At 71.0% G+C, this 26,075-nt stretch carries 20 protein-coding genes and 2 tRNA genes; 9 read left to right on the plus strand and 13 right to left on the minus strand.

Annotated features, from left to right (window positions below):
• The first annotated feature begins 86 nt into the window (after positions 1-86).
• From WME95_RS21250 to WME95_RS21265, 4 genes are all read left to right on the plus strand, one after another.
• Positions 87-1,013 carry a PfkB family carbohydrate kinase gene (locus tag WME95_RS21250; protein ID WP_437910273.1) on the plus strand — a complete coding sequence of 309 codons (927 nt, stop codon included), beginning with the start codon at positions 87-89 and terminating at the stop codon, positions 1,011-1,013.
• A 97-nt stretch (positions 1,014-1,110) separates the two neighbouring features.
• A complete protein-coding gene (locus tag WME95_RS21255; protein WP_437554190.1) occupies positions 1,111-1,758 on the plus strand; it encodes a hypothetical protein in 648 nt (215 codons plus the stop codon).
• Between the two features lie 138 nt (positions 1,759-1,896).
• The gene (locus WME95_RS21260) at positions 1,897-3,540 is read left to right on the plus strand and encodes a serine/threonine protein kinase (RefSeq protein ID WP_437910275.1); all 1,644 of its coding nucleotides are present in this window, start codon (positions 1,897-1,899) and stop codon (positions 3,538-3,540) included.
• Between the two features lie 59 nt (positions 3,541-3,599).
• On the plus strand, positions 3,600-4,580 hold the full coding sequence (locus tag WME95_RS21265) for a hypothetical protein (protein WP_437910277.1): 981 nt from the start codon (positions 3,600-3,602) through the stop codon (positions 4,578-4,580).
• A gap of 87 nt (positions 4,581-4,667) precedes the next feature.
• Here the strand turns inward: WME95_RS21265 and proS are convergent, their stop codons facing one another.
• The gene (gene proS, locus WME95_RS21270; protein ID WP_437910279.1) at positions 4,668-6,224 is read right to left on the minus strand and encodes a proline--tRNA ligase; all 1,557 of its coding nucleotides are present in this window, start codon (positions 6,222-6,224) and stop codon (positions 4,668-4,670) included.
• A gap of 269 nt (positions 6,225-6,493) precedes the next feature.
• On the opposite strand from proS, the gene WME95_RS21275 reads away from it, so the two are divergent.
• Positions 6,494-7,390: an isoaspartyl peptidase/L-asparaginase gene (locus WME95_RS21275; RefSeq protein WP_437910280.1), complete on the plus strand. Its 897-nt coding sequence runs from the start codon at positions 6,494-6,496 to the stop codon at positions 7,388-7,390.
• Between the two features lie 16 nt (positions 7,391-7,406).
• Positions 7,407-8,921 carry a phytoene desaturase family protein gene (locus WME95_RS21280; protein ID WP_437910282.1) on the plus strand — a complete coding sequence of 505 codons (1,515 nt, stop codon included), beginning with the start codon at positions 7,407-7,409 and terminating at the stop codon, positions 8,919-8,921.
• 9 nt (positions 8,922-8,930) lie between these two features.
• Here the strand turns inward: WME95_RS21280 and WME95_RS21285 are convergent, their stop codons facing one another.
• The 3 genes from WME95_RS21285 to WME95_RS21295 all read right to left on the minus strand — a co-directional run bounded on the left by WME95_RS21285 (position 8,931) and on the right by WME95_RS21295 (position 12,274).
• Positions 8,931-10,631: a sigma 54-interacting transcriptional regulator gene (locus tag WME95_RS21285; RefSeq protein WP_437910284.1), complete on the minus strand. Its 1,701-nt coding sequence runs from the start codon at positions 10,629-10,631 to the stop codon at positions 8,931-8,933.
• 326 nt (positions 10,632-10,957) lie between these two features.
• The gene (locus tag WME95_RS21290; protein WP_437910286.1) at positions 10,958-11,881 is read right to left on the minus strand and encodes a hypothetical protein; all 924 of its coding nucleotides are present in this window, start codon (positions 11,879-11,881) and stop codon (positions 10,958-10,960) included.
• Positions 11,882-12,004: 123 nt separating this feature from the next.
• Positions 12,005-12,274: a hypothetical protein gene (locus tag WME95_RS21295; protein ID WP_437910288.1), complete on the minus strand. Its 270-nt coding sequence runs from the start codon at positions 12,272-12,274 to the stop codon at positions 12,005-12,007.
• A gap of 78 nt (positions 12,275-12,352) precedes the next feature.
• Between WME95_RS21295 and WME95_RS21300 the strand changes: the two genes are divergently transcribed.
• Positions 12,353-13,867 carry an alkaline phosphatase family protein gene (locus tag WME95_RS21300; protein WP_437910290.1) on the plus strand — a complete coding sequence of 505 codons (1,515 nt, stop codon included), beginning with the start codon at positions 12,353-12,355 and terminating at the stop codon, positions 13,865-13,867.
• A gap of 60 nt (positions 13,868-13,927) precedes the next feature.
• Positions 13,928-15,583 (plus strand): murein biosynthesis integral membrane protein MurJ, encoded by a 1,656-nt coding sequence (murJ, locus tag WME95_RS21305; protein WP_437910292.1) that lies wholly within the window; start codon positions 13,928-13,930, stop codon positions 15,581-15,583.
• Here the strand turns inward: murJ and WME95_RS21310 are convergent.
• On the minus strand, positions 15,552-16,166 hold the full coding sequence (locus tag WME95_RS21310; protein WP_437910294.1) for a protein-tyrosine phosphatase family protein: 615 nt from the start codon (positions 16,164-16,166) through the stop codon (positions 15,552-15,554). The two genes, murJ and WME95_RS21310, sit on opposite strands and share 32 nt — an antisense overlap.
• 293 nt (positions 16,167-16,459) lie before the next feature.
• On the opposite strand from WME95_RS21310, the gene WME95_RS21315 reads away from it, so the two are divergent.
• Positions 16,460-18,019 (plus strand): L,D-transpeptidase, encoded by a 1,560-nt coding sequence (locus WME95_RS21315; protein WP_437910296.1) that lies wholly within the window; start codon positions 16,460-16,462, stop codon positions 18,017-18,019.
• A 59-nt stretch (positions 18,020-18,078) separates the two neighbouring features.
• On the opposite strand, the gene WME95_RS21320 is transcribed toward WME95_RS21315, so the two are convergent.
• From WME95_RS21320 to WME95_RS21355, 8 genes are all read right to left on the minus strand, one after another.
• Positions 18,079-18,155, minus strand: a tRNA-Met gene (locus WME95_RS21320).
• A gap of 149 nt (positions 18,156-18,304) precedes the next feature.
• Positions 18,305-19,534 (minus strand): TonB family protein, encoded by a 1,230-nt coding sequence (locus WME95_RS21325; protein WP_437910298.1) that lies wholly within the window; start codon positions 19,532-19,534, stop codon positions 18,305-18,307.
• Between the two features lie 226 nt (positions 19,535-19,760).
• The gene (locus WME95_RS21330) at positions 19,761-20,555 is read right to left on the minus strand and encodes a TatD family hydrolase (protein ID WP_437910300.1); all 795 of its coding nucleotides are present in this window, start codon (positions 20,553-20,555) and stop codon (positions 19,761-19,763) included.
• 8 nt (positions 20,556-20,563) lie between these two features.
• A complete protein-coding gene (locus WME95_RS21335) occupies positions 20,564-22,837 on the minus strand; it encodes a PrkA family serine protein kinase (RefSeq protein WP_437554216.1) in 2,274 nt (757 codons plus the stop codon).
• Positions 22,838-22,990: 153 nt separating this feature from the next.
• Positions 22,991-23,512 carry a hypothetical protein gene (locus WME95_RS21340; RefSeq protein WP_437718717.1) on the minus strand — a complete coding sequence of 174 codons (522 nt, stop codon included), beginning with the start codon at positions 23,510-23,512 and terminating at the stop codon, positions 22,991-22,993.
• 162 nt (positions 23,513-23,674) lie between these two features.
• Positions 23,675-24,946, minus strand: coding sequence for a serine/threonine-protein kinase (locus tag WME95_RS21345; protein WP_437910302.1), 1,272 nt, complete (start codon positions 24,944-24,946; stop codon positions 23,675-23,677).
• A 13-nt stretch (positions 24,947-24,959) separates the two neighbouring features.
• Positions 24,960-25,715 (minus strand): zinc ribbon domain-containing protein, encoded by a 756-nt coding sequence (locus tag WME95_RS21350; protein WP_437554222.1) that lies wholly within the window; start codon positions 25,713-25,715, stop codon positions 24,960-24,962.
• 35 nt (positions 25,716-25,750) lie between these two features.
• Positions 25,751-25,824 (minus strand) — tRNA-Ile (locus WME95_RS21355).
• Positions 25,825-26,075: the final 251 nt, after the last annotated feature.

Consider the following 26,075-nt stretch of genomic DNA (forward strand, 5'->3'; position numbering starts at 1 on the left):
CGGGTACGGCCGCGGCGCACCGGCGCTGTCGCAGAAACGAAACGCGCGGCTAGCGGCTACGCACAAACCTGGCTAAGAGGCGTCCTGTGACGACCTCATCCGCGATCCTCATCATCGGCTCGATGGCGTTCGACGACCTCGAGCTCCCCTCCGGCAACGAAAGAGACGTCGTCGGTGGCTCGGCCACCTACTCGGCGTTCGCTGCCTCGTGCTTCGCTCCGGTGCGCACCGTGGCCGTGGTGGGCGATGATTTCCCCGAAGAGACCCTCACGGCGATGCGATCGCGAGGGATCTCGATCGAGGGCGTCGAGCGCGCTCCCGGGAAGACGTTCCGCTGGGCCGGGCGCTACGACGTGGATCTCATCCATCGCACGACGCTGGACACGCAGCTCAACGTGTTCGCGTCGTTCGCGCCGAAGCTGCCGGACACCTACCGCGACACGCCCTTCCTCCTGCTCGGCAACATCCATCCCGCGCTCCAGCTCGACGTCCTCGAGCAGGTCCGCGCGCCGCGCTTCGTGCTCGCCGACACGATGAATTTCTGGATCGAGGGGGAGCCGAAGGCGGTCGCGGCGATGCTGCGCCGCATCGACACGCTCGTGGTCAACGACGAGGAGGCGCGCCAGCTCTCGGGCAAATACAATATCCGCCGCGCGGCGAAGGAGATCCTGTCCCGTGGTCCGCGCCGGCTGATCATCAAGCGCGGAGAGCACGGCGCGCTGCTCTTCGACGAGGAGGGCGTGTTCGCCGCGCCCGGCTTCCCGCTCGAGGACGTCATCGACCCCACGGGCGCGGGCGACGCCTTCGCCGGCGGGCTCATCGGTTACCTGGCGTGCCAGCCCGAGATCACGCCGCTCGCGCTCCGGCGCGGCATGCTCCATGCGACGGCGACGGCCTCGTTCTGCGTCGAAGCGGTTGGCACGCGGCGGATCGCGACGGTCACTCGATCCGAGATCGCGGCGCGGCTGACCGAGATCCGGGCGCTGTACGAGTTCGGCGCAAGCACCATGTGAAGCCCGCCTGGGGGCGGCGCTGGTCCGAGCGCCTGCCGTGTGCGGTCGCTGTTCACCTTCCGGCGCATAGCCGTGCTAGACGACCGTCAAAGTGAACATGAACCTCACCACCCGAACATTCGCAGGCATCGCCTTGCTGGCCCCCCTCGTCTTCGGTTGCGCGGCCCGTACGGCGCCGTTCGACGAGATGGACAAGGCGCAGATCACGGTCCTCCGCCTCCAGGGGCAGGAGCTGGCCCCGACGCCCGTAGCGACGACCGGGGCCCCCACCCTCATCCCGGGCATCCCGCCCGAGCTCCAGCAGATGGGGCAGGCAGCCCTTCAGGGGCTGCAGCAGGCGCTGCCCGGGCTCATCCCGCCCAACCTCATCCCGGGGCAGACCGCCAGCACGCCGGTCCTGCCCGCGCAGCCGCGCTTCAAGAACTTCGTCATCCTCCAGCAGCGTCAGCTCACGACCAGCGACGCCGACGCGGAGCTCACGGACCAGATCCTCGACGTCTTCGGCGACGAGGACAGCTTCACCGCGGATCGCGGCAACTGCTTCTATCCCGGCCTGGGCATCTCGATGGTGCGGCCGAACAACCCCACGCCTGTCGACCTGCTCATCTCCTTCTCGTGCAACCAGGCCATGGGAGACGGCTTCCGCTGGCCTTACGCGACCAACGGCTTCTCGGCCGAGACCCACAAGAAGCTGAGCGAGATCTACCAGCAGCTCTGGGGACAGGCGGTCCCGCCCGGCGCGTGATCCCCTCCCGCGGCGAGGAGCTCCGCTGGGAAAATTTGTAATCAGTACCACATATCGTGACCGCAGGGTCCGGATGGCTAGACTTGATCGAGCTTCCGAGGTCCACGCGTATCGGTCAGGAGCGCGCCGCACGACGTCATGATCCCCCAACCCCAGCTGTTGCCGGGAAAGGAGCTCGGGCACTACGAGCTCCTCCTGCCCATCGCGCAGGGGGGAATGGCTACGGTGTGGGCCGCGCGCCACAAGGGTCGTCGTGGCTTCCAGAAGACGGTCGCCATCAAGACGATGCTGCCGTCGCTCTCGGATGATCCCCAGTTCGAGAAGATGTTCCTCGAGGAGGCGAGGCTCGCCTCGGGGATCCATCACCCGAACGTCGCCGAGATCCTCGACCTCGGCGAGCAGGACGACGTCCTCTACATCGTGATGGAGTGGGTCGACGGCGAGGCGCTGTCGGTCATCGCGAAGGCGGCGAACAAGAGCGGCGTGGCCATCCCGCTGCGCATCGCGCTCCGCGTCCTCGGCCGCGCTTGCCTCGGCTTGCACGCCGCGCACGAGCTCCGGGACCCGCAGAACGACGACCAGCTGCTCGGGCTCGTGCACCGCGACGTGTCGCCCCAGAACATCCTCGTGACGTACGACGGCCACGTGAAGCTCGTGGACTTCGGGGTCGCCAAGGCCACCAACCGCACGCACAACGACACGACCGCGGGACAGATCAAGGGCAAGGTGCCGTACATGTCCCCGGAGCAGGCGCGAGGCGAGCGGGTCGATCGGCGCACCGACGTCTTCGCGATGGGGATCGTGCTCTACAAGCTGACGACGGGAGAGCACCCCTTCGCCGCAGAGAACGACCTCCTCACGCTCAAGTACATCACCTCGCGACCGGCGCTCTCGCCTCGCCTGAAGAACCCGGATTTCCCGCCCGAGCTGGACCAGGTCCTGATGAAGTGCCTGCAGAAGGAGCCGGAGCGGCGATACCAGACGATGCTCGAGCTGGAGAGCGCCCTGGAGGCCGTGCTGGCCAAGGAGCCGACGGTGACGGACCACGACGTCGGGGCGTTCGTGCGCGGGCTCCTGGGAGAGCGCAACCAGCGCCGGCGCGCAGCGCTGCGCGACACGGTCCGCATGCTCGACGAGCGCGCCTCCCACCCGCCCGAGGTGATGCTCGTGCGCGACAGCATCAGCGAGCTCTTCTTCACGCAGCTCCCTCCTGGTCACCCGAGCGCCCAGCTCCCCGCGCCCCGCCGGAGAACCCCCGCGCCCTCGCGACCGGCGCTGCCATCGCTGCCATCCGAGTCGCTGATCCCGAGCTCGCCTGGCCAGGACACTCAGCTGGGCCCTATCGAGGTCCCGGCGGCGCGCCGCCGCGCGGGGACGCGGGTGGCAGCCGCTGCGCTCGCGCTCATCACGTTGCTGGGCGCCGGGGTGATGTGGATCCGGCGGCCCGCGCCGCAGCAGAGCATGTCCGAGGAGCTCACGGTGCACGCCCACGGCGCCGGCCCGGCGGCGACCGAAGCCACGACGGGCGCAACGCCGAGGCCGGACGGCGCGCCCTCGCTCCTGGCCGACCACGGCGGCGTGGGCGCTCGGTCCGCCCCCGAGGCGAGCGACCCGGAGGAGCGCGGGGCGAGCGCTCCGGACCCGACGGCCAAAGGCACAACGGCCGCCGCGACGCCGAGCGCGACGGCTGCAGGATCGAGCGCCCCCAGCGCGCGCAGAACAACCCCGGGCAAGCGTCCCTCGACGAAGTGGGTACCGACCGTGACCAACCCCGGGTTCTGAGCGGCCGCAGGGCGCGGCAGCTCCGCGACGCGCTCCTCCTGGCAGCAAGCCTGGGCGTCGTGGGCGGCGCCCTGCTGTTGCGGCGGAGCCGAACGTCCAGCGCCTCGCCGACCCCGGCGCAGGCGAGCGCGCCCGCGGAACCGTCGCCCCTGCCCAGGGGCGGTGAGCCCGAACGCGCGGCGCTTGATCAGCACGAAGCGCAAGCGGGGTGCGGCTTTGCCGACCAAGGGTTCGGCGTCTACGAGCGATGGCGCCCGCTTCCGCTGGGGAAGCTCCTCGTCCCGCCGGCGCACGCGATTCGCTCGGATGGCGGCTACGATCTTCTGATCCACTTCCACGGCGCCGAGCCTGTCCGGAAGGTGCTGGCTCCCAGGGGCATGGATCTGGTCATCGCCGGGGTCGACGTGGGGACCCGCTCGAGCGAATACGCGCGCGCGATCGAGGGCGGCAGCTGGGACGCGCTGCTCCAGGCGATCGACCGCGAGGTCGAGAGCGCATCCGGGAGCGTGGGCGCGCGCGTGCGCCGCCTGGTGCTGTCGTCCTGGAGCGCTGGGTCCGGCGCGATCGGCAGGATCATCGAGCGCGGGAGCAGCCACGTGGATGCGCTGATCCTGCTCGACTCCCTCTATGGCTCCTACATGCCGGGGCAGACGTCGCTCGCGCAGGGGCAGCTCGCCCCGTACGTCGCGCTGGCCAACGCCGCCGCGCGCGGCGCGCCGGTCTTCTACCTGACGCACACCGACATCCCGACCAGCGGCTACGCGTCCACGAAAGAGGCGGCCACGTTCCTTCTTCGCGAGCTGGGAGCCACCCCCATCGCGGTGACCTCGAGCGGGGACGAGGCCCCCTCCGCTGCGCCCGGCGCGCCGGGCGACCGCGCTGCGGAGGCAGGAGACGCGCTGCGGCTCACCCGGATGTACGACGGCGGCAGCCTCTACGTGCGCGGCTACGCCGGAGCGGGCCCCGGGGAGCACTGCGCGCAGCTGCGGCTGCTCCCCGCGATCCTGGCGGAGCACGTGCTCCCCGCCCTTCGCCGTTGAGGCGACGCTGCTGCGAGAAGCGCGCGGCGCCTTCTCGGTGAGGGAACGCGCCGACGCGTCGGCGCGCGCCCTGTGAACCGCCGCGGCTCAGTACGACTTCGCGAACACCACGCGCCGCGGGCTGGGCTTGCCGGTGAAGATGCACTGCCCTTCACCCGTCAGCGCGTCGGCCCACGGCGCCCCTTCGAACCCCCCGGTCGGGATGCAGCGGATGGTCACCTTGTGCGCATCCTTCACCGCCGTCTCGATCTCCGGATCACCGGACCAGTGCGCCAGCGCGAACCCGCCTTGCGCCTCCTTGCCCCCGGTCGACGCGAAGAACGCGTCGAAATCTGCGCGGCTGTTGATCACGTGCGTGTTGCCGTCGCGCACGGCGAGCGCGCGCGCGTAGAGGGTCGCCTGAATGTCGCCAAGGATCTCCGTGATGCGGCCCACGAGTTCCCCGCGCGCCATGCTCGACTTGTCCTTCGGCGAGCGGTCCCTGCGCATCACCATGGCCACGCCGGCGTCGACGTCGCGCGGCCCGATCTCGATGCGCAGGGGGACGCCCTTCTTCACCCACTCCCACTGCTTGTCGCCGCCGCGGATGTCCCGCCGATCGATCTCGACCTCGACGCGGCGCTCGCCGAAGCGCTGCGCCCGGAGCTCCTTCGCGAGCCCGTCGATGTACTCGTCGATCTTGGCGCGCGTGTCGTCGCCCCGGTAAACGGGCAGGATCACGACGTGCGCGGGCGCGAGGCGCGGCGGGAGCACCAGGCCGTCGTCGTCGCTGTGGGTCATGATCAGCCCGCCGACGAGGCGCGTCGAGACGCCCCAGGACGTCGTCCAGGCGTGCTCTTCGGTCTCCTCCTTGGTCTGGAACTTGATGCCGCTCGCCTTCGCGAAGTTCTGCCCCAGGAAGTGGCTCGTCCCGGCCTGCAGGGCCTTCCGGTCCTGCATCATCGCCTCGATCGCATAGGTGTCGACCGCCCCGGGGAAGCGCTCGCTCGCCGTCTTCGGCCCCTCGAGGACGGGCATCGCCATGAAGTCGCGCGCAAACGTCGCGTAGACCCCGAGCATGCGCAGCGTCTCCTCGCGCGCCTCGGCCTCGCTCGCGTGCGCCGTGTGCCCCTCCTGCCACAGGAACTCCGCCGTCCGCAGGAACAGGCGCGTCCGGAGCTCCCAGCGCACGACGTTCGCCCACTGGTTGATCAGCAAGGGGAGATCCCGGTAGCTCTGCACCCAGCTCGCGAACGCCGCGCCGATGATCGTCTCGGACGTGGGGCGCACGATGAGCGGCTCCTCCAGCCGGGCCTGAGGGTCGGGAATGAGCCCGCCGCCAGGGCCGGGGACGAGCCGGTGGTGGGTGACCACGGCGCACTCCTTCGCGAACCCCTCGACGTGCTCCGCTTCCTTTTCAAGGAACGACTTCGGGATGAACAGCGGGAAGTACGCGTTCTTGTGCCCGGTCGCCTTGAACATGCTGTCGAGCTCGCGCTGGATGTTCTCCCAGATCGCGTAGCCCCACGGCTTGATGACCATGCAGCCGCGGACCGGGGAGCTCTCCGCGAGGTCGGCCGCGCGCACGACCTGCTGGTACCACTCCGGGTAGTCCTCGTTGCGGGTGGGCGTAATGGCGGTCTTCTGCGCTTCGTTCTTGGCCACGGTCTCTGCTCTCCTCGATGGGCGGCTTGGCCGGCGGCCTTCGACCGGGCCGCCTTCGTCCCGCTGCGGACGGTCGGCTGGCGCCGGCCCCGCTCCGGGCTGAGCGCGCGACGTATCAGGAGCGCGGCAGGGTGTCGAGCGCAGCGGTCCCAGCGCCGGAGCCGCGCCGCCCTCCCGCTGGCTGGAGCGATGCCGCTCGCCTCGCCGGCCGCCGCGCGCCAGGCTGCCTTCGCGGCGGCGCGCCGTCGTGGTACGCGCAGGAGAACGACGTGAACTACGTCATCCTCACGCACGGCGGGGTGACCGCGCCGCAGAGCGGCTCGGAGAGCTGCGCCAAGGCCGCCGACGAGGCGCGTCGCGCGCTCGACGGGGGCGGAGAGGCGCTCGCGGCGGCGATCGGAGCGACCGTGCGCCTCGAGGACGACCCGCGCTTCAACGCCGGGACGGGCTCGAACCTCCGCCTCGATGGGCGGACGGTCGAGATGGATGCGGCCGTGATGGCCAGCGACGGACGGTTCGGCGCGGTGGCGTGCATCGAGCGGGTGAAGAACCCCGTCCTGGTCGCCGCGAAGGTGACGGAGACGCCGCACCTGCTCCTCGCCGGCGCCGGCGCGACGGCGTTCGCTCGCCGGCTGGGGTTCGCCGACCACGATCCGGTCACCGAGGAGGCCCGCCGGAAGCACGCCCGCGCCCTCGCCGCGCTGCGCGGCGAGGGCGGAGACGACGAGACCACGAACGACGCGGCGCGCTTCCATGCGCTCACGGCGACGCGGTTCTGGAACTTCGACGCCGAGCCGATCGAGTGCGACACCGTCGGCGCCGTCGTGCGCGACACGCACGGCCGGTTCGCCGCCGCGGCGTCGACGGGCGGATCGACCTACTCGCTCCGCGGCCGCGTCGGGGACGTGCCGCTCCTGGGCGCAGGGATCTACGCCGGCCCGCACGGCGCCGTGGCGGCGACCGGCGTCGGCGAGGAGATCGCGCGCCGCTTCCTCGCGCGGACAGTCTATGACTGGCTCGCCGATGGCGTGGCGCCCGCGCGGGCCGCGCAGCGCGGCGTCGCGATGTTCCCCGACGTGCTCGCCGTCGGCGTGCTCGTGGTGGGGCGGAGCGGCCAGGCGATCGCCTCGAACCGCACCATGGCAAGCGCGCAGCTCGTGGGCTGAGGAGCCGCAGACGACGATGCAAAGTGGAGACCCTGATGCGATCGTGGTGGGCGCGGGACCGAACGGCCTCACGGCGGCGGCGTACCTCGCCCGCGCGGGCTTCTCGGTGCTCGTGCTGGAAGCCGAGCGAGAGCCGGGCGGCGCGGTCCGCACGCGCGAGGTGACCCTCCCGGGGTTCCGCCACGATCTCGGCGCGGCGTTCTTCCCCTTCGGGCAGACGAGCCCGGCGCTGGTGCCGCTCGATTTGCCGGGGGCCGGCCTCGTGTGGCGGCACGCGCCGATCGACAGCGCTCACCCGGCGCCCGACGGGACGTGCGCCTCGATCGCGCGGGACGTCGAGGCGACGGCGCGGTCGCTCGGCGAAGATGGCCCCGCGTGGCGCCGGATCGCCGGCTGGCACGCGGCCACCCGCGAGCGGCTGCTGAACGCGCTCCTGTCCACGCCGCCCGCCCTCGGGCCGCTGCTCCGGCTCGGGCCCCTCAACCTGCTCCGCCTCGCGCAGGTGGCCCTCTCGAGCGGACGTGGCTTCGCGACGCGGACCTTCCGGACAGAGGCGGCCCGGCGCGTTGTCCCCGGGCTCGCGCTCCACACCGACGTAGGCCCGGACGATCCCTGCGGAGCGATCGTCGGCTTCATGCTCACCGTGCTCGCCTCGAGCGGCGGCTTCGCGGTGCCCGAGGGCGGCGCCGGCGCGATCACGAGCGCCTTGCTCAGGCGCGTCGAGGAGCGCGGGGGCGCCCTCCGCTGCGGCGCCCGCGTCGACCAGATCATCGCCAGGGAGGGACGGGCGGTCGCGGTCCGGCTCGAGGACGGCCAGGAGCTCCGCGCCCGCCGCGCGATCGTCGCCGACCTCGCCGCGCCGACGCTCTACCTCCGCCTGCTCGCGTCAGAGCTGGTTCCCGAGCGGGTGCAGCGCGCAATGCGCCGGTTCCGCCAGGGGTTCGGCACCTTCAAGATGGACTGGGCGCTCGACGGTCCGACGCCGTGGTCCCACGAGGACGCCGCGCGCGCGGCGGTCGTGCACGCGGGCGACAGCCTCGACGACCTCTCGGCCTTCACGCGGCAGGTGCGCGCCGGGGCGCTCCCCGAGCACCCCTATCTCGTGATCGGGCAGCAGTCGCTGGTCGATCCGACGCGCGCGCCGGCCGGCCGCCACACCCTGTGGGCCTACTCCCGCGTCCCCTCCACCATTGAGGGCGGCTGGGCGGGCTCGCGCGAGCGCTTCGCCGATCGCATCGAGGCGCGTATCGAGGAGCTCGCCCCTGGCTTCCGGCAGAGGATCATCGCCCGGACGATCTGGGCGCCGGACGATCTCGAGGCGATGGATGCAAACCTCATCGGCGGCGATCTCGGCGGAGGCTCGGCCGACATCCGGCACCAGCTCATCTTCCGGCCGGTGTTCCCCTATTTCCGCTACCGCACGCCGCTCCGCGGTCTGTATCTGGGCTCGTCCTATGCGCACCCCGGCGCCGGCGTCCACGGCGCGTGCGGGCGCAATGCAGCCCTGGCGGTGCTGGAGGACGAAGGCTAGCGCGCTTCGCTACTTCGACCGCGACGACGGGCCGTCCCGGTAGTCGGAGCGCTTCAGGCCGTGGCTCGCGATCTTCTCCTGGAGCGTGCGCAGCGGCATCCTGAGCCGCCGAGCGGCCATCGCCAGGTTGCCGTTGGTGCCGCGGAGGGCATCGAGGATGATCTCCGTCTCCAGACGGTCCATCTGCGCCTTGAGCCCGATCGTCGGCGCGGAGCTGGGCGGCCCTGCGAGTTCGACGGGGGTCCGATCGGGCGGCGGCGTGGAGCGTTTGGGCGCCGAGAGCGAGTGGATGCTCTCCGGCAGGTCGAGCGGGGTGATGACATGCCCCCGCGCGATGACGACGGCGCGCTCGATGGCGCTGCGCAGCTCGCGTACGTTGCCCGGCCAGGGGTACTGCTCCAGGAGCGCGAGCGTCTCCGGATCGAGCGAGCGCACGTTCCGGCGGTGCAGCTCGCTCGCCTGCCGGAGGAAGCGCTGCGCCAGCGGTCCGATGTCCTCCCGCCGCTCGCAGAGCGGCGGGATGCGCAGCGGCGCCGCGTTGAGCCGGTAGAGCAGATCCGAACGGAACGTGCCCGCCTCGCACATCGCCTCGAGATCGCGGTACGTGGTCGCGACGATCCGCACGTCCACCTCGATCTCCTTGGTCGAGCCGACGGGGACCATGCGACCGGTGTCGAGGACGTGCAGCAGCGCGGCCTGGCAGGAGGGCGGGAGGTCGCCGACCTCATCGAGCACCAGGGTGCCGCCCGCGCACGTCTCGAAGACGCCCTCTTGCGCGTGGACCGCGCCGGGGAAGGCGTCGACCTCGTGACCGAAGAGCGTGCTCTCGAGGAGCTGGGCGGGCACGCCGCTGCATCCGACGCGGATCATCTGCATCTTGTGGCGAGGGCCAGCCTCGTGGATCAGCCGCGCGAGCACGTCCTTGCCGGTCCCCGTCTCGCCCTGGAGCAGCACGGGCGCGGACGAGCGCGCGAGGCGCATCGCGGTCTCGAGCACCGGGCGCATCGCGGGGCTGCGCATCACGAGTCCCTCGTTGCCGACCGTGCGCAGCCCACCCACCGGCGTGGGTCCGCCCACCAGGTTCTCGATGCTCGGCATCTTTCTCCGCCCCGAGGCGCCGCGACGCCCGTCGAGCGCGTCGAGGTTCAGCACCGGCAGCTCGGCGCTCGCGATCACGCGCAGCGACGCCGTGATCTCGCCGAGCATCACCTCGTCGCCGGGCTTCAAGACGCCGTGCTCGACGCGCTGCCCGCTCAGGAAGGTGCCGTTCGTGGAGCCGAGATCCTGGATGAGCACGTCGCCGCGCTGGAACGTGAAGCGCGCGTGGCGTCGCGACAGGCTGCGCTCGGGGATCGCGACATCGGCGCTCGGATCGCGGCCGATGACGACGCCGACCCCCTCGATCAGCCGCACCGTCTCGGCGCCTTGCCGGTGGTAGATGATGAGCAGCACGTTCGGCTGCGTCCCGCGCTCGCGGCTCAGCTGCGTCAACGCATCACGGACCTGCGACATGGCCATCGGGTCCGTCACGCCCAGCTGCGACTCAACCTGGACCTCCTGTGCTCCGAGGTCGTCGTGCGGCATGGCTGGCCGTACGCCCTTGGGCTCCACAGGCAAGTCGACGCCAGCGTGGCCTTCCTCAGACGCGCCCGGCGCGCGGACGTCCGGCGAAGATAGACTCGTCGGAGCGGCCGGACGCGAGTGATTCATGCGTTCTCTCTCATGCGTGCCCGAGGAGCCTCCGGCTCCAAATGTTGGCCCGCGAGCCCTGCTCGCGCTCGTCCCGTAATCCTATGACCATAAGCCAGAGGTTGCCCGGCGCGCAAGGCGCGAGCAGCACTTCGTCGGCGCTGCGGCGGCAAGCTTTGTTGTCTCTGCTTCCTCCGCTTCCTCCGCTTCCTCCGCTTCCTCCGCTTCCGCTTCCTCCCCTCCCTCGCTGCCTTTGCCTTTGCTGCCTCTACATCCCAGTCCTTTCTCTTCCGTTTCTGCAGTGTAGCCCTCGGACGCATCCTCTGCAGGCTGCCTCGGCGCTTTGCTCAGATCTCGCGCACAACGCGCTCGTCAGAGGCGAGCGATCGCGCGGATGGCTCGGTGCTGCAGTGTGCGCTGAAGCGAGAGCACGGGAGGTCCTCGAGCGACGGGAGCTCCGCATAACCGCGGGGACCGGCGATCTCGTTGAAGCAGCGCCCGAGCCAGCCCGGAATGACGAGCGCGTAGGTGCGCGCAAGCCGTCGAGGATCGTCCAGTGTGCGCAGCATCGCAAGGTAGGTCACTTCTCCATAGGTCGCCTTGAAGGCAGCCGCCTGCTCAGGGCGCGCCAACCAGCTCATGACGCCGGCGCGATCCGCCTCCGGGTGGAACTGGACCGCCTCGACGCCGGGCGCGATCTGCAACCCGAGGATCGCCCGCCCCTTGGAGATGCCGTCACGGCTCTCGCGGGCGAGGAGCTGGCCGCCGAGGGAGCTCAGCTGGCGCTCGTCGAGGTTCACCGCCTCCCAGTTGCGGTGCTCGAACGCGAAGAGACGGTCCCCAAACGGCGCCAGCAGCGGGTGTTGCTGGCCGACGGGCGTCGTGTAGATCGGCATGACGCCGAACTTGCGATCGGCGCGGGGCACGACGTCGGCCAGCTTGTAGTGATGGACGACGAGCTCGAACGAGTAGCAGATCGCAAAGAGAGCACGCCGGTGCGCGCCCCCCTGGATCGCCGACTCGACCACGCCGTCCACGAAGCGCGCAAAATCCCACGTCCAGGGCTCGCCCTCCCCATCAAAGGGAGAGCCGGGCCCCCCTGACGCGAGGTACAGATCGCAGTCCGTAGGGATGGGTGCGTTGGTGTCTCTGGGAGACACCTCGACGACCTCGCAGGAGAGGCCCGGATTGCGCGCCTGAACGCGTTCGAAGAACCCCGCGGCGAGCCCGCGTAGACAGCGCATCGCCTGGTTCACGTGGCCATTGTTCATGTCCACGATGCACAACCGCAGCGGCCGGCCGTTCGCGACGGTAGCTTGCCGGCCGGGAGTAGGTGGAAGTGGATTGGAGCTCATCGGAAGGTGGCAGTTTGCGGACGTAGACCCCCACGTTTTTTACCCATACCACCCCGCTGACCTCGCGAAAAGAATGGTCTTCTCCGGTACGCCGGTTACGCCGGTTACGCCGGTTACGCCCGTTACGCCGGTTGCTCCCGCTACTTCAACTTCATCGGCTGATCCCTTTACGTTCACGTCAGCCACATCCGTCACATCCGTCATGTCTGTCACATCCGTAGCGCTTGTTATGTCCATCACACCAGGTATGTCCATTACAGCGGTTACATCAGCTTCGGTTACGTCCGCTACGTCCGCTTCATCGATCACGCAGCGGACGATTCGTCACCTTCTGGAGGAAACCAAAACTCCTTCCTCGGACCCGCGTTCGTGGGAATCCTGTGCGTGATGAACAAACGGAATGGTTCGACCCGTGATCCTCTGACCCGCCGCCATGTGCTGACCGGGCTCGGCGCTGCGCTCGGCGCCTCGGCCTTCGGATGCAGCACCCCAGAGGGCGCGATGTTGCTCGGCAACGCCCCGCCGAGCGCGGGCAGCGCTGACGAGAGCGACGGAGCCGGCGGTGCGGGTGGCTCAGAAGGCGCGGTCGGCGCAGGACGGCCGGAAGGTGGCGAGGCCGGCGGCGCTCCGGATCGCTGCGCGGAGACGGGAGGTCTGAGCCCGGCGGAGCTGCTGGCGCCCATCAACACCATCGTCGTTCTCTGTATGGAGAACCGCTCCTTCGACCACTATCTCGGCTCGCTGCTGCTGAAAGAAGGCCGGCAGATCGACGGTCTGACAGGCACAGAGTCGAACCGAGCGCTCGATGGGACGCGGATCTCGCCCTTCCAGCTCGACAATTTCACGCCCGCCGACCCGCCGCACAGCTGGGACGCTGCCCACACGCAGTGGAATCAAGGGATGAACGACGGGTTCGTCATCGCGCACGCAGGGCCGCACCAGCGCGACGTCATGGGCTATCACGTGCGGGAGCATCTGCCGGTCCTCTACGCGCTCGCAGACGCGTCGACGATCTGCGAGCGCTGGTTCTCCTCGGTGCTCGGCCCGACCTGGCCGAACCGGTTCTACCTGCACGGCGCCACGTCGAGGGGCGTCTCGAGGAACGTGCCGGTCACCGGCTTCACGAGCGTGTTCGAGCTGCTGAGCGACGCAGGGATCTCGAGCAGGAACTACTTCCACGACGTCCCGTGGTGCTCGGGTGCGTACTTCAAATTCAAGGGCGTCTCCGGGATCGAGCGCTTCTTCGAGGACGCGGCCGCGGGGATCCTCCCCTCGTTCTCCGTCATCGATCCCCAGTTCTTCGGCGCCACCGCGAACGACGATCACCCGGACCACGACGTGCAGCTCGGGCAGGTGCTCATCGCCAGCATCTACAACGCGCTGGCGAAGAGCCCCCAGTGGGGCCAGTGCCTCCTCGTGATCACCTACGACGAGCACGGGGGCTTCTTCGACCACGTCGCGCCGCCGTCGACCACGGACGACGACCCCCTGTTCACCCAGCTCGGGTTCCGGGTGCCGTCGCTCGTGGCAGGCCCGTTCGTCCGGAGGGGCTGCGCGGTGAGCACCGTGCTCGACCACGCGTCGGTGATCCGCACGCTGGAAGCGCGCTTCGATCTCCCCTCGCTGAACGCGCGCTCCGCCGGCGCGAACGATCTCTCATGCTGCATCGATCCGGCGCTCCTCCGCGATCCTCAGGAGCCGATCCTGCTGCCCGAGATGGACATCTCCCTTTCGCGGCTGCGCTCGCGCACCGAGTCCGGGATCTCTCATCCGGAGCTGTGGGAGGCCGCTGAACGCGGGCTCATCCCGCGGCACCTCGATCGCCGGGACGAGGGTCCGGCCATCGCCCGGCGGGTGCTGGCGCACGCGGAGCGGCTCGGCACGGCGAGGCTCAGGGATTGAGGCGCCGGCCAGCCGGCGCCGAGGTCGCCCGGGGGCGGGAGGTCTGATAGAAGCGCCGCCGTGCCGCCCGATCTCCATCCGCCCGCCGCCCTACAGGCGGGGACCACGCCGGCGAGCGCAGCCCCGGGCGCGCCCCCGGCGACCAGCGCAGGCCCGCCGGCGGCCGGGCAGGAGAAGGCGACCAGCGCGGCGCGCTCGTCGGCGATGGTCACCGCTGGGATCATCCTCTCGCGGCTCGTCGGGCTGCTCCGCCAGCGGGTGACGGCGCACTTCTTCGGGACATCCGAGCTCGCCGACGTGCTCGCCGCGGCGTTCCGCGCGGGGAACATCACCCAGAACCTGCTCGGCGAGGGGACGCTCTCCGCGACCTTCATCCCCGTCTACGCGCGCCTCCGCGCGGCCGGCGACGCGCGACGCGCGGCGCACTTCGCGCTCTCCGCCCTCGGGATCCTGCTCGTCGCCGCCGCGGTCGCGTCGCTCGCCGGCGTGCTCGCGGCGCCGTGGCTGTCCTTCCTGGTCGCGGCGGGCTTCGACGACGACAAGCTTGCCAGCACGACCCGGATCGTCCGGATCATCTTCCCGATGACCGGCCTGCTCGTGCTGTCCGCGTGGGGGCTCGGCGTGCTCAACGCGCACCGGCGGTTCTTCCTCCCGTATGCGGCGCCCGTCGCGTGGAGCGCCGCCCAGATCGTGGGGCTGCTCGCGTGCGGCGCGTGGCTCGGCATGCGCGGGGAGCCGCTCGCCGAGGCGCTCGCGTGGAGCGCGCTCGCGGGCGCGGCGCTGCAGCTCTCGCTGTTGCTCCCCTCGGCGCGCTCGCTGCTCGGCAGGCTCACGCCGCGCCTCGACACGAGCGACCCGAGCGTCCGAGAGGCCGGCAGCAAGCTGCCCGCCGCGCTGCTCGGCCGCGGGATCATCCAGGTGTCCGGGCTCGTCGACACGCTCCTCGTGAGCTTCCTCGGCGCCGGCGCGAACGCGGCCTTCAGCTACGCGCAGACGGTCTACCTCCTGCCGATGAGCATCCTCGGTGTCGGCGAGGCCGCGGTCGCGTTGCCCGAGATGGCGCGCGACACGGCCGAAGCCGACGTTGCGCGGCGCAACGAGGCGCTGTCGCGCCGACTCGGGGCGTCGCTCGCGCGGATCACGGTGCTGACCGTGCCGGCCACGGCCGTGTTCATGGTGCTCGGGCGGGAGCTCATCACGCTGCTGCTGCAGACCGGGACGTTCGACCAGGAATCGACGGCGAGGGTCGAGCCGCTCGTGTGCGCCTACGGCCTCGCGCTGCTCGGGAACGCCGCGGGGCGCGTGCTGATCACCGCCTCGTTCGCGCTGGGGGACACGAGGACCCCGGCCCGCTACGCGCTCTATCGCGTGGTCGTCAGCACCGCCGTCGCGCTCCTCCTGATGCAGTGGCTCGACGTGCTCGGCGTGGTGCTCGGCGCCGTCATCGCAGGGTGGGTCGAGGCGATCGCCCTCGGGTACCGCGTGCGGCGCGAGATCGGCGGGCTCGGGCTGGATCAGCTCCGGATCGGCCGCGTGGCCTTGCTCGCGGCGATATCGGTCGGCTGCGGCGCCGCGTTGAAGGCGGCGCTGCCCGAGGCGGTGGCCGCGACGCCGTGGGGTGCCGCGCTCATCCTCGCTGCGTGCGGCGGTGCCTTCGCCGTTGCGGCGCCGGCGCTCGGGCTCTTCAGCCTGAAGTCCCTCCTGCGCCGGAGGTGATCATGGGCGGCGCCGCGCGCGCACGGCCCTCCGCGTGCGCATGGTGCCACGCGACGTAGCGCTCGACGAACGCGCGCTGCACGGGGCGCAGCGCGACGCGCGGGCGCCGTCGCTCGATCAGGGCGAGCGCCTCGCCCACCTCGATACCGCCGCGGGTGGCGAGGTAGCAGAGCGCGAGCGTGACGCTCCTGCCCACGCCGCTCGCGCAATGGACGTGGACACGGTGGCCAGCGACGATATGCCGCTCGAGGAACGCCACGCCGCGCGCGGCCTCCTCGAGCGTGGGAGCGCACATGTCCCAGCAGGGGACGCGCAGGTACTCGACCCCCGCCGCGCGCAGCGCGAGCACCGGATCGTACAGCTCGCGCGACACGTTGATCACGGCGCGGACGCCGAGGCGACGAAGCTCGACCACGTCGCCTGGAAGAAGGAACCCCCCGATCAGGAGGTTCGGGCTCACCCACGTGCGCCACGGGTGCCGCAGCCGGAGCGACGCGGAGGCGCGGCGTAACACCAGGAATGCATAGAAAACGAGGGCATACGGCGCGAGCAGGAGGAACACCACCGCAGGGCGAAAGCGCACGCGCACCTCATGGCGTCGACGCTCGCTTCACGCCAGCGGCCGGGCGGCACGCGCGCCGACGACGCGCGCCCACGACACGCGCGCCGAGCGCACCGACGATGCGCAGGCGACGCCACGGAACTTGGCCCAGCGCGCGCGAACCGGGCATGCGTCGGCAGATGCCGCTCGCTTCCTTGCCGACGGATCTCTCCCGCTCGGCCTCGCCTCCGCGCCTCCGGACGCCGCTGCCCTGCGCGCCGCGGCGCCCCGACCGCGGCCCCCGCTCGCGACGCGTCGATGGGCGGCTCGCAACCTTGCTCGTCGCGCTGACCGTGTGCGGATGCAAGCCGGGAGGCGCGGCGGTGGAGCTGTCGAAGGAGGGGGCGAGCGACGACGCGATCGAGGTCGCCGCGCTGCCAGCGGACGGCCCCAAGCTGGTCGCGCTTCGCGCAGGGACGCCGGTGCTCGCGCATCCGCAGGCGGGCGCACGCAAGCTCGGCGAGCTCTATCCTGGCGCCGCCGTCGTGAGGTCCTCGGAGCCGTACGGACGCGCGGGGTGCAGCGGCGGTTGGTATGCGATCCGCCCTCGCGGGTTCGTCTGCGCGGGCGACGGCGCGACGCTGAACACCGACGTGCTCGCGCTCCTGCCGGCTCTGCCCGACACATCGCGGCCCCTCCCCTACCGCTATGGCCGCGCGCGAACCCAGGGCGCCCCGGTGTATTTCGGGGTGCCCAGCCGCGAGGAGCTGCAGCACGCCGAGCCGGATCTCGATCGCCATCTCGAGCGTGTGCAGCGCAGCGACGCGCAGCTCGGCGCGTCAGCCAACGACGTCCCGCTGGACGCGCGCGGCGTCTCCTCCGGGCCCCCGGTGCTGCTGCCGAGAGGCGACGGCATCGGCGAGGACGGGCGCAGGACCGAGGCCGGATACTTCGTCTTCCCGATCGCCGACGTGATCGCGCCGCTCCCGCCCGTCGCCGCGCTCGGCATCGACATCGGCGGAAAGGACGGCGCCCGCGTCGATCTGCGCGCGGCGCTGAAGACGGTGGCGCTGCGCAAAGGCAGCGGGGTCGCGATCACCCGCACGTTCACCTCGGGAGCGACCGACGGACGCAGGTTCGGCGTGACGCCGGAGGGACGGCTCATCCCGACCGACCGGCTCCAGGCCGCGCTCGGATCACCGTGGCACGGCCTCGATGTCGAGAAGCTCGGACTGCCTGTGGCGTTCGTCCATCGCTACGACGTTCACACGTGGTCGCTCGGCCGCGGTAAGGCGAATGAGAACGACGAGGAGCTCGAGCGCCACACGGGCGTGCCGCTCACGGGCAGGTTCAGGACGGTGGACGGCGTCCGCTTCGAGGAGGCGCGCGACGGCTTCTGGCTGCGCGCGCAGGACCTTGTCGTCGTCGTGCGTCGCACCAAGCTCCCCGACTTCGCCAAAGGCGCGCAGCGCTGGCTCGACGTCAGCCTGGTGAACCAGACCCTGACGGCCTACGAGGGGCAGAAGCCCATCTACGCCACGCTGATCTCGTCCGGACGCGACCAGCTGCGCGACCCTGAATCGACCGCGTCCACCGCGCGCGGCACCTTCCGCGTTCGGAGCAAGCACGTCACGCGCAACATCGATCCGCGCGAGGTCGCCGACAGCTTCGACGTCACCGACGCCCCGTGGGTGATGGACCTCGCGCCGGGCCAGGCGATCACCGGCATGTACTGGGCCGCCGGGGTCGGCGAAGCGCAAGGCTTCCACGACATCGCGCTGACGCCCATCGATGCGCGGCGCATCTTCCTGTGGGCCGAGCCGGAGCTCCCCGAAGGCTGGCACGCTGTGTACAGCAACGACGAGGAAGGAACCCTCGTCCACGTGCGGCCTTGATGTTCACGCAGCCACCGCTGGCCCTCCGAGGGAGGCCAGCGGCCGACTGTCACCATTGCTGGTGCCGAAGGAGGGAATCGAACCCCCGACCCGGCGCGTATGAAACGCCTGCTCTAGCCAGCTGAGCTACTTCGGCAAAAGTGAGGGCGGACTAGTACCGCTCCCTCTCCACTCTGTCAAGCGAGGTCGTGCGCGTTACGACGCGTGATCGTCGCGCTCATCTCCGCCTCCTCGGTCATCCCGGTCATCCCGGTCATCGCAGTCATCCCCAAAGTTTGCTCGGGATCACCGTTCGCGCTGTCGGTGCTTCGGCAGGACCGCGGGGTTCCTCGCCTCGAACGGCATCGACCAACGGAAGCTCTCGCCGAGCTCGGGCGGCACCGGGGGGTACGGCGAACCGCGCAGCACCGCGCGCCGGCAGTTCTCATCGAACTCGGGGATGCCGCTCGGCCGCGTCACCGACGCGCTCCCCACGGTCCCATCCGCGCGGATCACGAAGGTCACGATCACGGTCCCCTGAAGCCCCTCGCCTGCGGCCCACTTGGGAAACGCGTCGGCCCACAGCGGATGCAGCTTGGCCATGACCTGCCTCATGTAGTGGCTGCGCCTGCCATCGAGCGGATCGTTGTCGAGCAGCCGGCCGCGCCCTGAACCGAGCGCGCTGGAGCGCGCACCGCGGCCCGCCACGCCGCCCGCGCCGGTCGCGCCCGGTCCTGCCTGTCCGCCTGGCCCGAGCCCACGCGCCCCTCCGGCCGAGCTGGCGTGAACGAGCGACTGGATCGCCGTCGCCACCTCCTGCTCGCTGTCCACCGTGTCGTTCGGGCGCCCCACGGCGTCCGCGGGGACGGATGGCGTGCCCACCGCGACCATCGGCCGCGCCAGCGGAACCGCCGCGCTCTCGCGATGATCCTCGCCGGGCCGCCCGTCGCGAACGCCCAGCCCCGCCGACGCGCGCTCGCCTCCCTCCACGGCGCCGCCGGCGGCGCGCGGGCTCGCCCCCAGGGAAAGCGTCGCGTCGCGCGCAGCGGACACGTCGGTCGCGCCGTCGATGCCTGCAGGCTGGGCCGCAGCGCCGAGCACACCGCCGCGACGCTCGGGCGCGCCGCCATCGCGCGCCCCGAGCGACGGATCGCGCTCGGCCGACGTGCGTCGCTCGGCCCGACGGCCGATCCGCCCCCCCGCGAGGAACGTGAGCTCCATGGGCTCCCGGCTGGCGCGCCAGTCCTCGCGCGATGCCCGCTGGGACGACGAGCGGATGCGCTGGATCTGGCTCCTGTCGAGGCGCGAGCGGATCTCTGGAGACAGAAAGGTCGCGTCGTCCCTGTCGGCGAGGTTCAACGCAGGCAGCTCCGCCGCGTCGGTACCTCCACGCCCGCTCGTCCCCGTGTCCGGCCGCGGTGCGTCTTCCCCTCCGCCGCGCGAAACGCGGACGCCCAGCTCGGACGCGGTCGCCGCCGCGCGGTCGAGCGTGCCGTCCGTGACGACGGGCAGCTCGATCTCGATCGGCGCGCTCATCGCGGCTGGCGATCCGACCGTCCGCGCGCGCGCTACCTCTCGCCCCGAGAACGAGCCTGCGACGACCAGCGCGCCTGCGCCCACCAGCCCTGCGTGGGCTGCGACGGAGAGCGCCCACGCGGATGCGATCCGGCGGCCGTCGCGAGACCTCTGCGCCATCGTGCTGTCACTATGCCTCGAAACGTGCCTGGGGCGAGCCCACAGGCGCGAACCGCGCGCGCTCGTCTCAGCCGGCGAGCGCGCCGTCCCGCGGAAGCCGCAGCCGCCTGCGGGTGTTCTCAGCGGTGCGCGCGGCCAGCGCCTCGAAGGGCTCGCCCCGGAGCTCCGCGACGAAGCGCGCCGTGTGCAGCACGTGCCCTGGCTCGCACCGTTTCCCCCGGAACGGCACCGGCGCGAGGTAAGGGCTGTCCGTCTCGACCAGGATCCGATCCCCCGGAGCCCAGGCGGCGACCTCCTGGATCGCGCGCGCGGTCTTGAAGGTCACGATGCCCGAGAACGAGAGGTCGAAATCGAGCGCGAGCGCTCGCTCGGCGAACGCGCGATCCTCGGAGAAGCAATGGATGATACCGCCCACGTCGCTCGCCTGGGCGCGCTCCAGGATCGCGAGCGTGTCTTCCGGCGCCTCGCGCGTGTGGATGACGATGGGCTTCTCCACCCTCCGAGCGAGGGCGACGAGGTCGGCGAAGACGCGCTGCTGTGTGTCCTTCGGCGAGTGCAGGTAGTGGTAGTCGAGGCCGATCTCGCCGACGGCCACGACCTCGGGCCGGCGCGCGAGGACCTCGAGCTCCGCGAGCATCCGGTCGTCCAAGGCGGAGGCATCGTGCGGATGGACGCCGACCGCGGCGTGCACGTCAGCGCGCCGCGCCGCGAGATCCGCGGCGAAGCGCGCCGCGGAGAGATCCGCGTCGACGCCGACGACCACGAACGCGTCCACGCCGGCGGCCCGCGCGCGGTCGAGGACGGCGTCGGCTCCCTCGCGGAAATGACGCGGATCGACGTGGCAGTGCGAGTCGATGAGCATGCTTCGCTTCAGGTGACGAGCTCCGCGAAGCGCGCGCGGAGCAGCGCGCTCGCGGCGTCGAGCGCGCAGCGGTCGCAGTAGCCCATCCCGCGCAGCCGCTCGAGCGCGCGCGTCGCGTTCCTGCGCTCCTCCTCGCGCAGCTCGCCCCAGCCCTTCTCGGACTTGCCGTCGCTCTGCGCGTCGCGGAGGAGCGCGACGAGATCGCGAACCAGGAGCGCCACGCCCTTGCGCCGCTCCGTGAACACCGCCTCCCGCAGCTTGCGGATCTGCTGCGGGAACACGACCGCGTTGACGATCTTCTGGCCAGGGTGGTCGATGGCCCACGCCGCGATGGCCGAGATCAGGCCGCGCCGGTGATCGTCGTGCTTCGTGCGGACGCCGAGGAGCCCCTCCACCTCGCGCATCATGCGCTCGTCCGGGTTCTCGAAGTCGCCGGTGTGCGGGTTCCTGATCTTCTCCCCCTTCACCCAGACGCCGACGTGGGAGACGTACCGATCGAACAGCTCGGCGTAGCGCGTCTCGTCGACGAGGCCGCTGGCCGTCCGCATCTCCTCCTCGGTCGTGTCGAGCAGGCGCGTGCGCACGACCTCGCGGAAGAGCCGGTGATCGTGGTAGCCACCCGCGAGCTGCTTCTCCTTGAGCCAGTCGTACTCCGCCTGCCGCTTGCAGAGCGCGTCGAGCTCCGAGAGCACCGCGAACGGGGAGAGGCAAGCGTGATCCTCGCTCTGCGCCGCGTCGAGCAGGAGCGTCCGCACCTCACGGGGCGAGACGCCGAGGCGCCCCTCGAAGTCCACGGACGCATCGCTCTCGTGGTAGATCGCCTCGATGCCCGCGCGCAGGACCTTCTGCGCCTCGGCGTCGAACCGCTCCGGCGCCGTGCCCGTCGCGAACAGCTCCATCTTCTCGACGGCCGTGAGGCTCGAGACGAGCGGCGCGAGCGCGTCGGGGTACCGCTTCGCCTCCGGCTGCCGCATGCGGGTGAGCACGGCGAACTGCGCGGCGACGCGCGTCGCGTGCGGGGCGACGTGGCGGGTCACGAACGGGACGATCTGCGTGTCGTAGATCGCCTGCTCGTCGGGGTAGCTCCGGAGGTAGGGCGCGCGCAGGAGCTCGAAGCGCCCGCGGAAGCTCGGGAACTCCGGGTGCTCCCGGAAGGCGTTGAGGTGCACGTCGTTGGCGCTGCCGATCATCACGACGTTCGTCTGCACCGTCTGCTGCGGCAAGCTGACCTCCCCCGTCTCCAGCGTGAGCTGGAGGTACCGGAAGGCGTCGAGCGGTCGCTTGAGGAGATCGCTGAACTCGAGCACGCCCCCGGCGGCCTCGATCAGCTCACCGTGCGCCTCGAAGAGCGTCGTCGCCTGAAGCGAGGTCGGGAGCGAGGCGAGCGAGCGATCTGCCGTGATCTGCCGCTCGCCGGCGTCGACCGAGAGCTCCGGGCCGATCGTGACGGCGCCGACGCGGTAGCGGCGGGAGATGAAGTACCGCTCGACCTGTACGTGCCGCAATGTCTCGACGAGCGAGCCGCCGCTCGCGACGAGGAGCGCCTCGAAGACCTGCTGGTTCTTGTGGGACAGCTTGCCGCTCATCAGCCACTCGGGTGGCGGCTCCGTCGCGCCGGCGTCCTCGTAGAGCTTCAGGATGAGCGCCCGCCGCTCTCGCACCGGGAGCAGGAACAGCGGGTGATCCCTGAGCTCGATCACGAGCCGGGCGTCGATCTGATCGTCCTCGAGGTGGGCGTAGCTCGTGCCGTCCGCGGCGCTCGCCTTCACGTCGCCGCCGAAGCCGATCGAGCCGCGCATCGTCTTGCGGCTCGGGAACACCCAGTGGAAGCGGTACACGGCCCCCTCGTCGAGGGTCGAGTAGTGCTCCAGGGCGCGCAGGATGCAGGCGGCGAGCGTGCTCTTCGCCGAGCCGTTCGGCCCGTGCATCAGGACGAGCCTGTTGGCCCTGCCCTCGCGCACGAAGTTGCAGAGCACCCGGTAGACCTCGGACTGCAGCTCTTCGTGGCCGATCAGCGCGAAGTCCCGCCCGTGGTAGGAGGCCGCGGCCGGCGCGCCCTGCTGTGCGGGCTCGGCTGCGGGCAACTCCCACGGCAGATCGAAGAGCTGGAACCGGGTCAGCTCCCCCCAGGGCTTCTTGATCGTCCGCGTGCCGAAATGGTCGAACATGTCGCGGACGTAGCGAGCCGCGTCGCGTCCGAAGCGGACCGGATTGGAAGCGAAGAGCTCCAGGTACTGCTGGAACGAGAGGACCCGCTGCTCTTCGTTGAAGCGCCTGGCCATCGAGGAGGCGATGGCATCGAGCTCGGAGAGGGCCTTTCGAGCCCGCTCAGCCGCACTGCCTTGGACCGTCTGGCTGGGGCCGACCTCGCTGGGCTGGCCCCCCCGGCAACCGGAGGTGTCGTTGTTCACGTGAGGCTGAGTTTACCGTTCCGCCTACTGCACGTCGACGACCGCCTCGAGCTCCTGCTTCTGCATCAAACAATTCGCGGCGCTGCAGATGCTGAAGGAGAGCACGCCTGCCACCTTGGTCTTGCCCTTCTTGGCCGCCACGAACGGGACCTTGAGGAGGCCCTTGGTCTCCTCGAACGCGCCGTCCTCGCGCTTGAGCAAGGGCTTCGGGTACGAAACGCCCTCGGCGGCCGCCTCGGTGACCTTGAACTTGATCGGGTACTTGTCGTTGATGTGGTAATCGCCCTTGGACAGGAGCGACACCTCCACGAGCCCCTCCTGGCCGGCCTTGTACGTTCCTGTCGGCTTCATTTCGAGGGTGTAGACCGCATCCTCGACCTTCGATTTTCCGCCCTGGGGTGGGGCCGCAGGTGCCGCCTCGGTGGCGCCGCGAGAGGTCGCCGCTTCGCTCTGGCTACAGCCGAGGACGGGGAGCCCGGAGAGCGCGATCAGGCACATCGCGGCGGAGAGGGGCTTGCCGGTCCGAGTTGAAGGATGAGTGCTCATGGTCAACACAAATAACACAGCGGCAGCGCCAGCGCGAACGCGGGGCCCCGGCGCCCAGGACGATGGCGCACTGAACCGGAGCGCGCGCGCCATACGCCGCCGCCTCCGCCGCTGCGGCGCGTAAGGCGCAACGTCGCACGAGCGCACGGCCCGGCGCCGCCGTCAGCGCGAAATCAGCAGCGCGACGAGCGCACAGAGCAGGACTGCCGCGCCGGCCACCGCGGGGATGACCCACCGCGGCAAGCGCTGTGGCACGCCCATCACGATGTCCTCGGCGAACGTCTCGGAAGCGTCCGGCGAGGGCGCGATGACCGCGGCGGCGCTCGACCCGCCGCTCGCGCCGGCGGGGACCGCGCCCACGCTCGCCGAGGCATGCGGCCGGCGGGCCAGGACCGACGGCAGCGCGGCGCGGATCCGGGCCGCGAGCTCCTTCTGCGGCAGGTGCGCCCAGTCGCGGTGCGACCCCGCGAGGCCGTACGCCTGGCCCACGCGATCGGCGAGCAGGCCGACGGAGGGCAGGCGCGCCTCCGGGCTCTTCATGAAGGCCTCCTCCATCACCGGATCGAGCGAGGCCGGCGCCCCGTACGCCTTGCCCGCCACGCTCGGAGGCAGCGGATTGTTGCCCATGATGGCCACGAGGATCATCGGACCGGTCGGCGCGTGGAACGGGACCTGCCCCGTGACGCACTCGAACACGATCGCCGCGACCGACCAGACGTCGGCGCGATGGTCCAGCGCGAGCAGCCCCTGCGCCTGCTCGGGGGACATGTAGAAGGGCGACCCGATCGTCGTGCCGACGACGGTCAGCTTCTTCGCGCCCTCGCTGTTGTCGCGCACGCTGCCGAAGTCGAGGATCTTCACCCTGTCGCCGTCGTGCGTGCCGACCAGGAAGATGTTGTCCGGCTTGAGATCGCGGTGCACGACCTTGCGCTTGTGCGCCTCCTCGAGGCCGAGCGCGATCTGCGACAGCATCCGCACCAGGCGCTCGGGGGGCAGCACCTTGTCGCGCTTGAGGACCGTCCGCAGCTCCTCGCCCTCGAGGTACTCCATGACCAGCGCGAAGCTGTGGTCCTCGGTCTTCTCGAAGGCGAGCACGTCGACGATCTGCTCGTGGGGCAGCGACGCGCTGACCTCGAACTCGCGGTGAAAGCGCTCGACGCTCACCTCGTCGAGCGCGACCTCGGGGTGGAGGATCTTCAGGGCGACGCTGCGGCCGGTCCGAAGATCGAGCGCCTGGTAGACGCGCCCCATGCCCCCGTCGGCGACGATCCGCCAGATCTGGTAGCGCCCGCCGCAGAGGGTCGCGCCGACGCGCCTGTCCTCCGGGTGGACCGGCGGCGCTACCTCAGCGACCGGGATGAGGCGCTGCCCGTCGACCGGACAGAAGCCGCTGTCGTGCGAGAAGAGCCTGAAACAGGCGGAGCACGTCTTCAAGCCGCACCCGGGATCAGGCGCGGGAGGGGTCCGCGGCCGGCGTGCTGCCCGACGCGGGCTCCGGCGGCATGTAGTAGAGGATCCGGTTGCAGTTCGGGCACCGCTCGAACTCATCCTGGCGGCGCATCTTCTGGAACATCATCGGCGGCACGGACAGGTGGCAGCCGAGGCATGTGCCGTCGTACGTGCGGGCGATCGCGACGGGCCTGCGCGTCCGGATCGACTCGTAGCGGCGGTACAGGACGACCGGCAGCTTGCCGACCACCTGCTCGCGCGCCTCGGCGCGCTGGGCGCGCTCGGCCTCGAGCGCAGCCAGCGACGCCTGCGTCCCCGGCGCGCTGCCGTCGATCGCCCCCGCCAGCTCGACGCGCTTCGCCTCCGCCACATCGATCGCCGAGCGCGCCCCCTCGGAGGCCGAGTTCAGCCGCTCGATCTCTTCCTCGCGATCGCGGTGCAGCTTGCGCAGCTCCTCGATCTCGCGCTGCGCCGCGTTGGACTCGCGCTCGTTCCGGGAGCGCTGCAGCTTCTCCCGCGAGCGCTCGATCTGGCTCGACATCTGGCGGAGCTCGACGACGAGCTCGGAGCGCGTCTTCTCCATCGCCGCCAGGGTCTCCCGATCGCCCTTCAGCCGCTCCTCCAGCCGCTTCAGGTCCGACCGCATCCCTTCCAGGCTGCCGCGCTGCTTGTCGAGCTGCTCATCGATGCGGCGGATCTCGCTGTCGATGGCCGACAGCTCTTCGAGGAATGCGATCTGCTCGCGGATGCTCACGTGCTTCCTTGTCTCCTTCTGTTTCGTGGCTTTCGTGGGCCCACCTGGACTCGAACCAGGAACAGCCCGGTTATGAGCCGGGGGCTCTGACCGATTGAGCTATAGGCCCTGGAACAAGGGCGAACCCCCGATCGGGTCCGCCCACTTTCGCACCGGCGGACAACGTAGTCCAAGCGGCGCGCAGTTGGAAGGGGAGCGGTTCGGCCGGACCGGGTTCCACGATGGCGCCACGGCGGTCGGGGGTGGCTCGGCCGTGAGGGAAGCCCGTTCGCAGACGGGGCGCAGCGCGAGGGAGGCCTCGCCGGGCATGGCGCACGGACATTGCGCCGGCGTGCGCGGTCAATCGACGCCGGAGGCCTC

It is taken from the genome of Sorangium sp. So ce327 (genome assembly GCF_051530205.1).
Lineage (GTDB): Bacteria > Myxococcota_A > Polyangia > Polyangiales > Polyangiaceae > Sorangium > Sorangium cellulosum_B.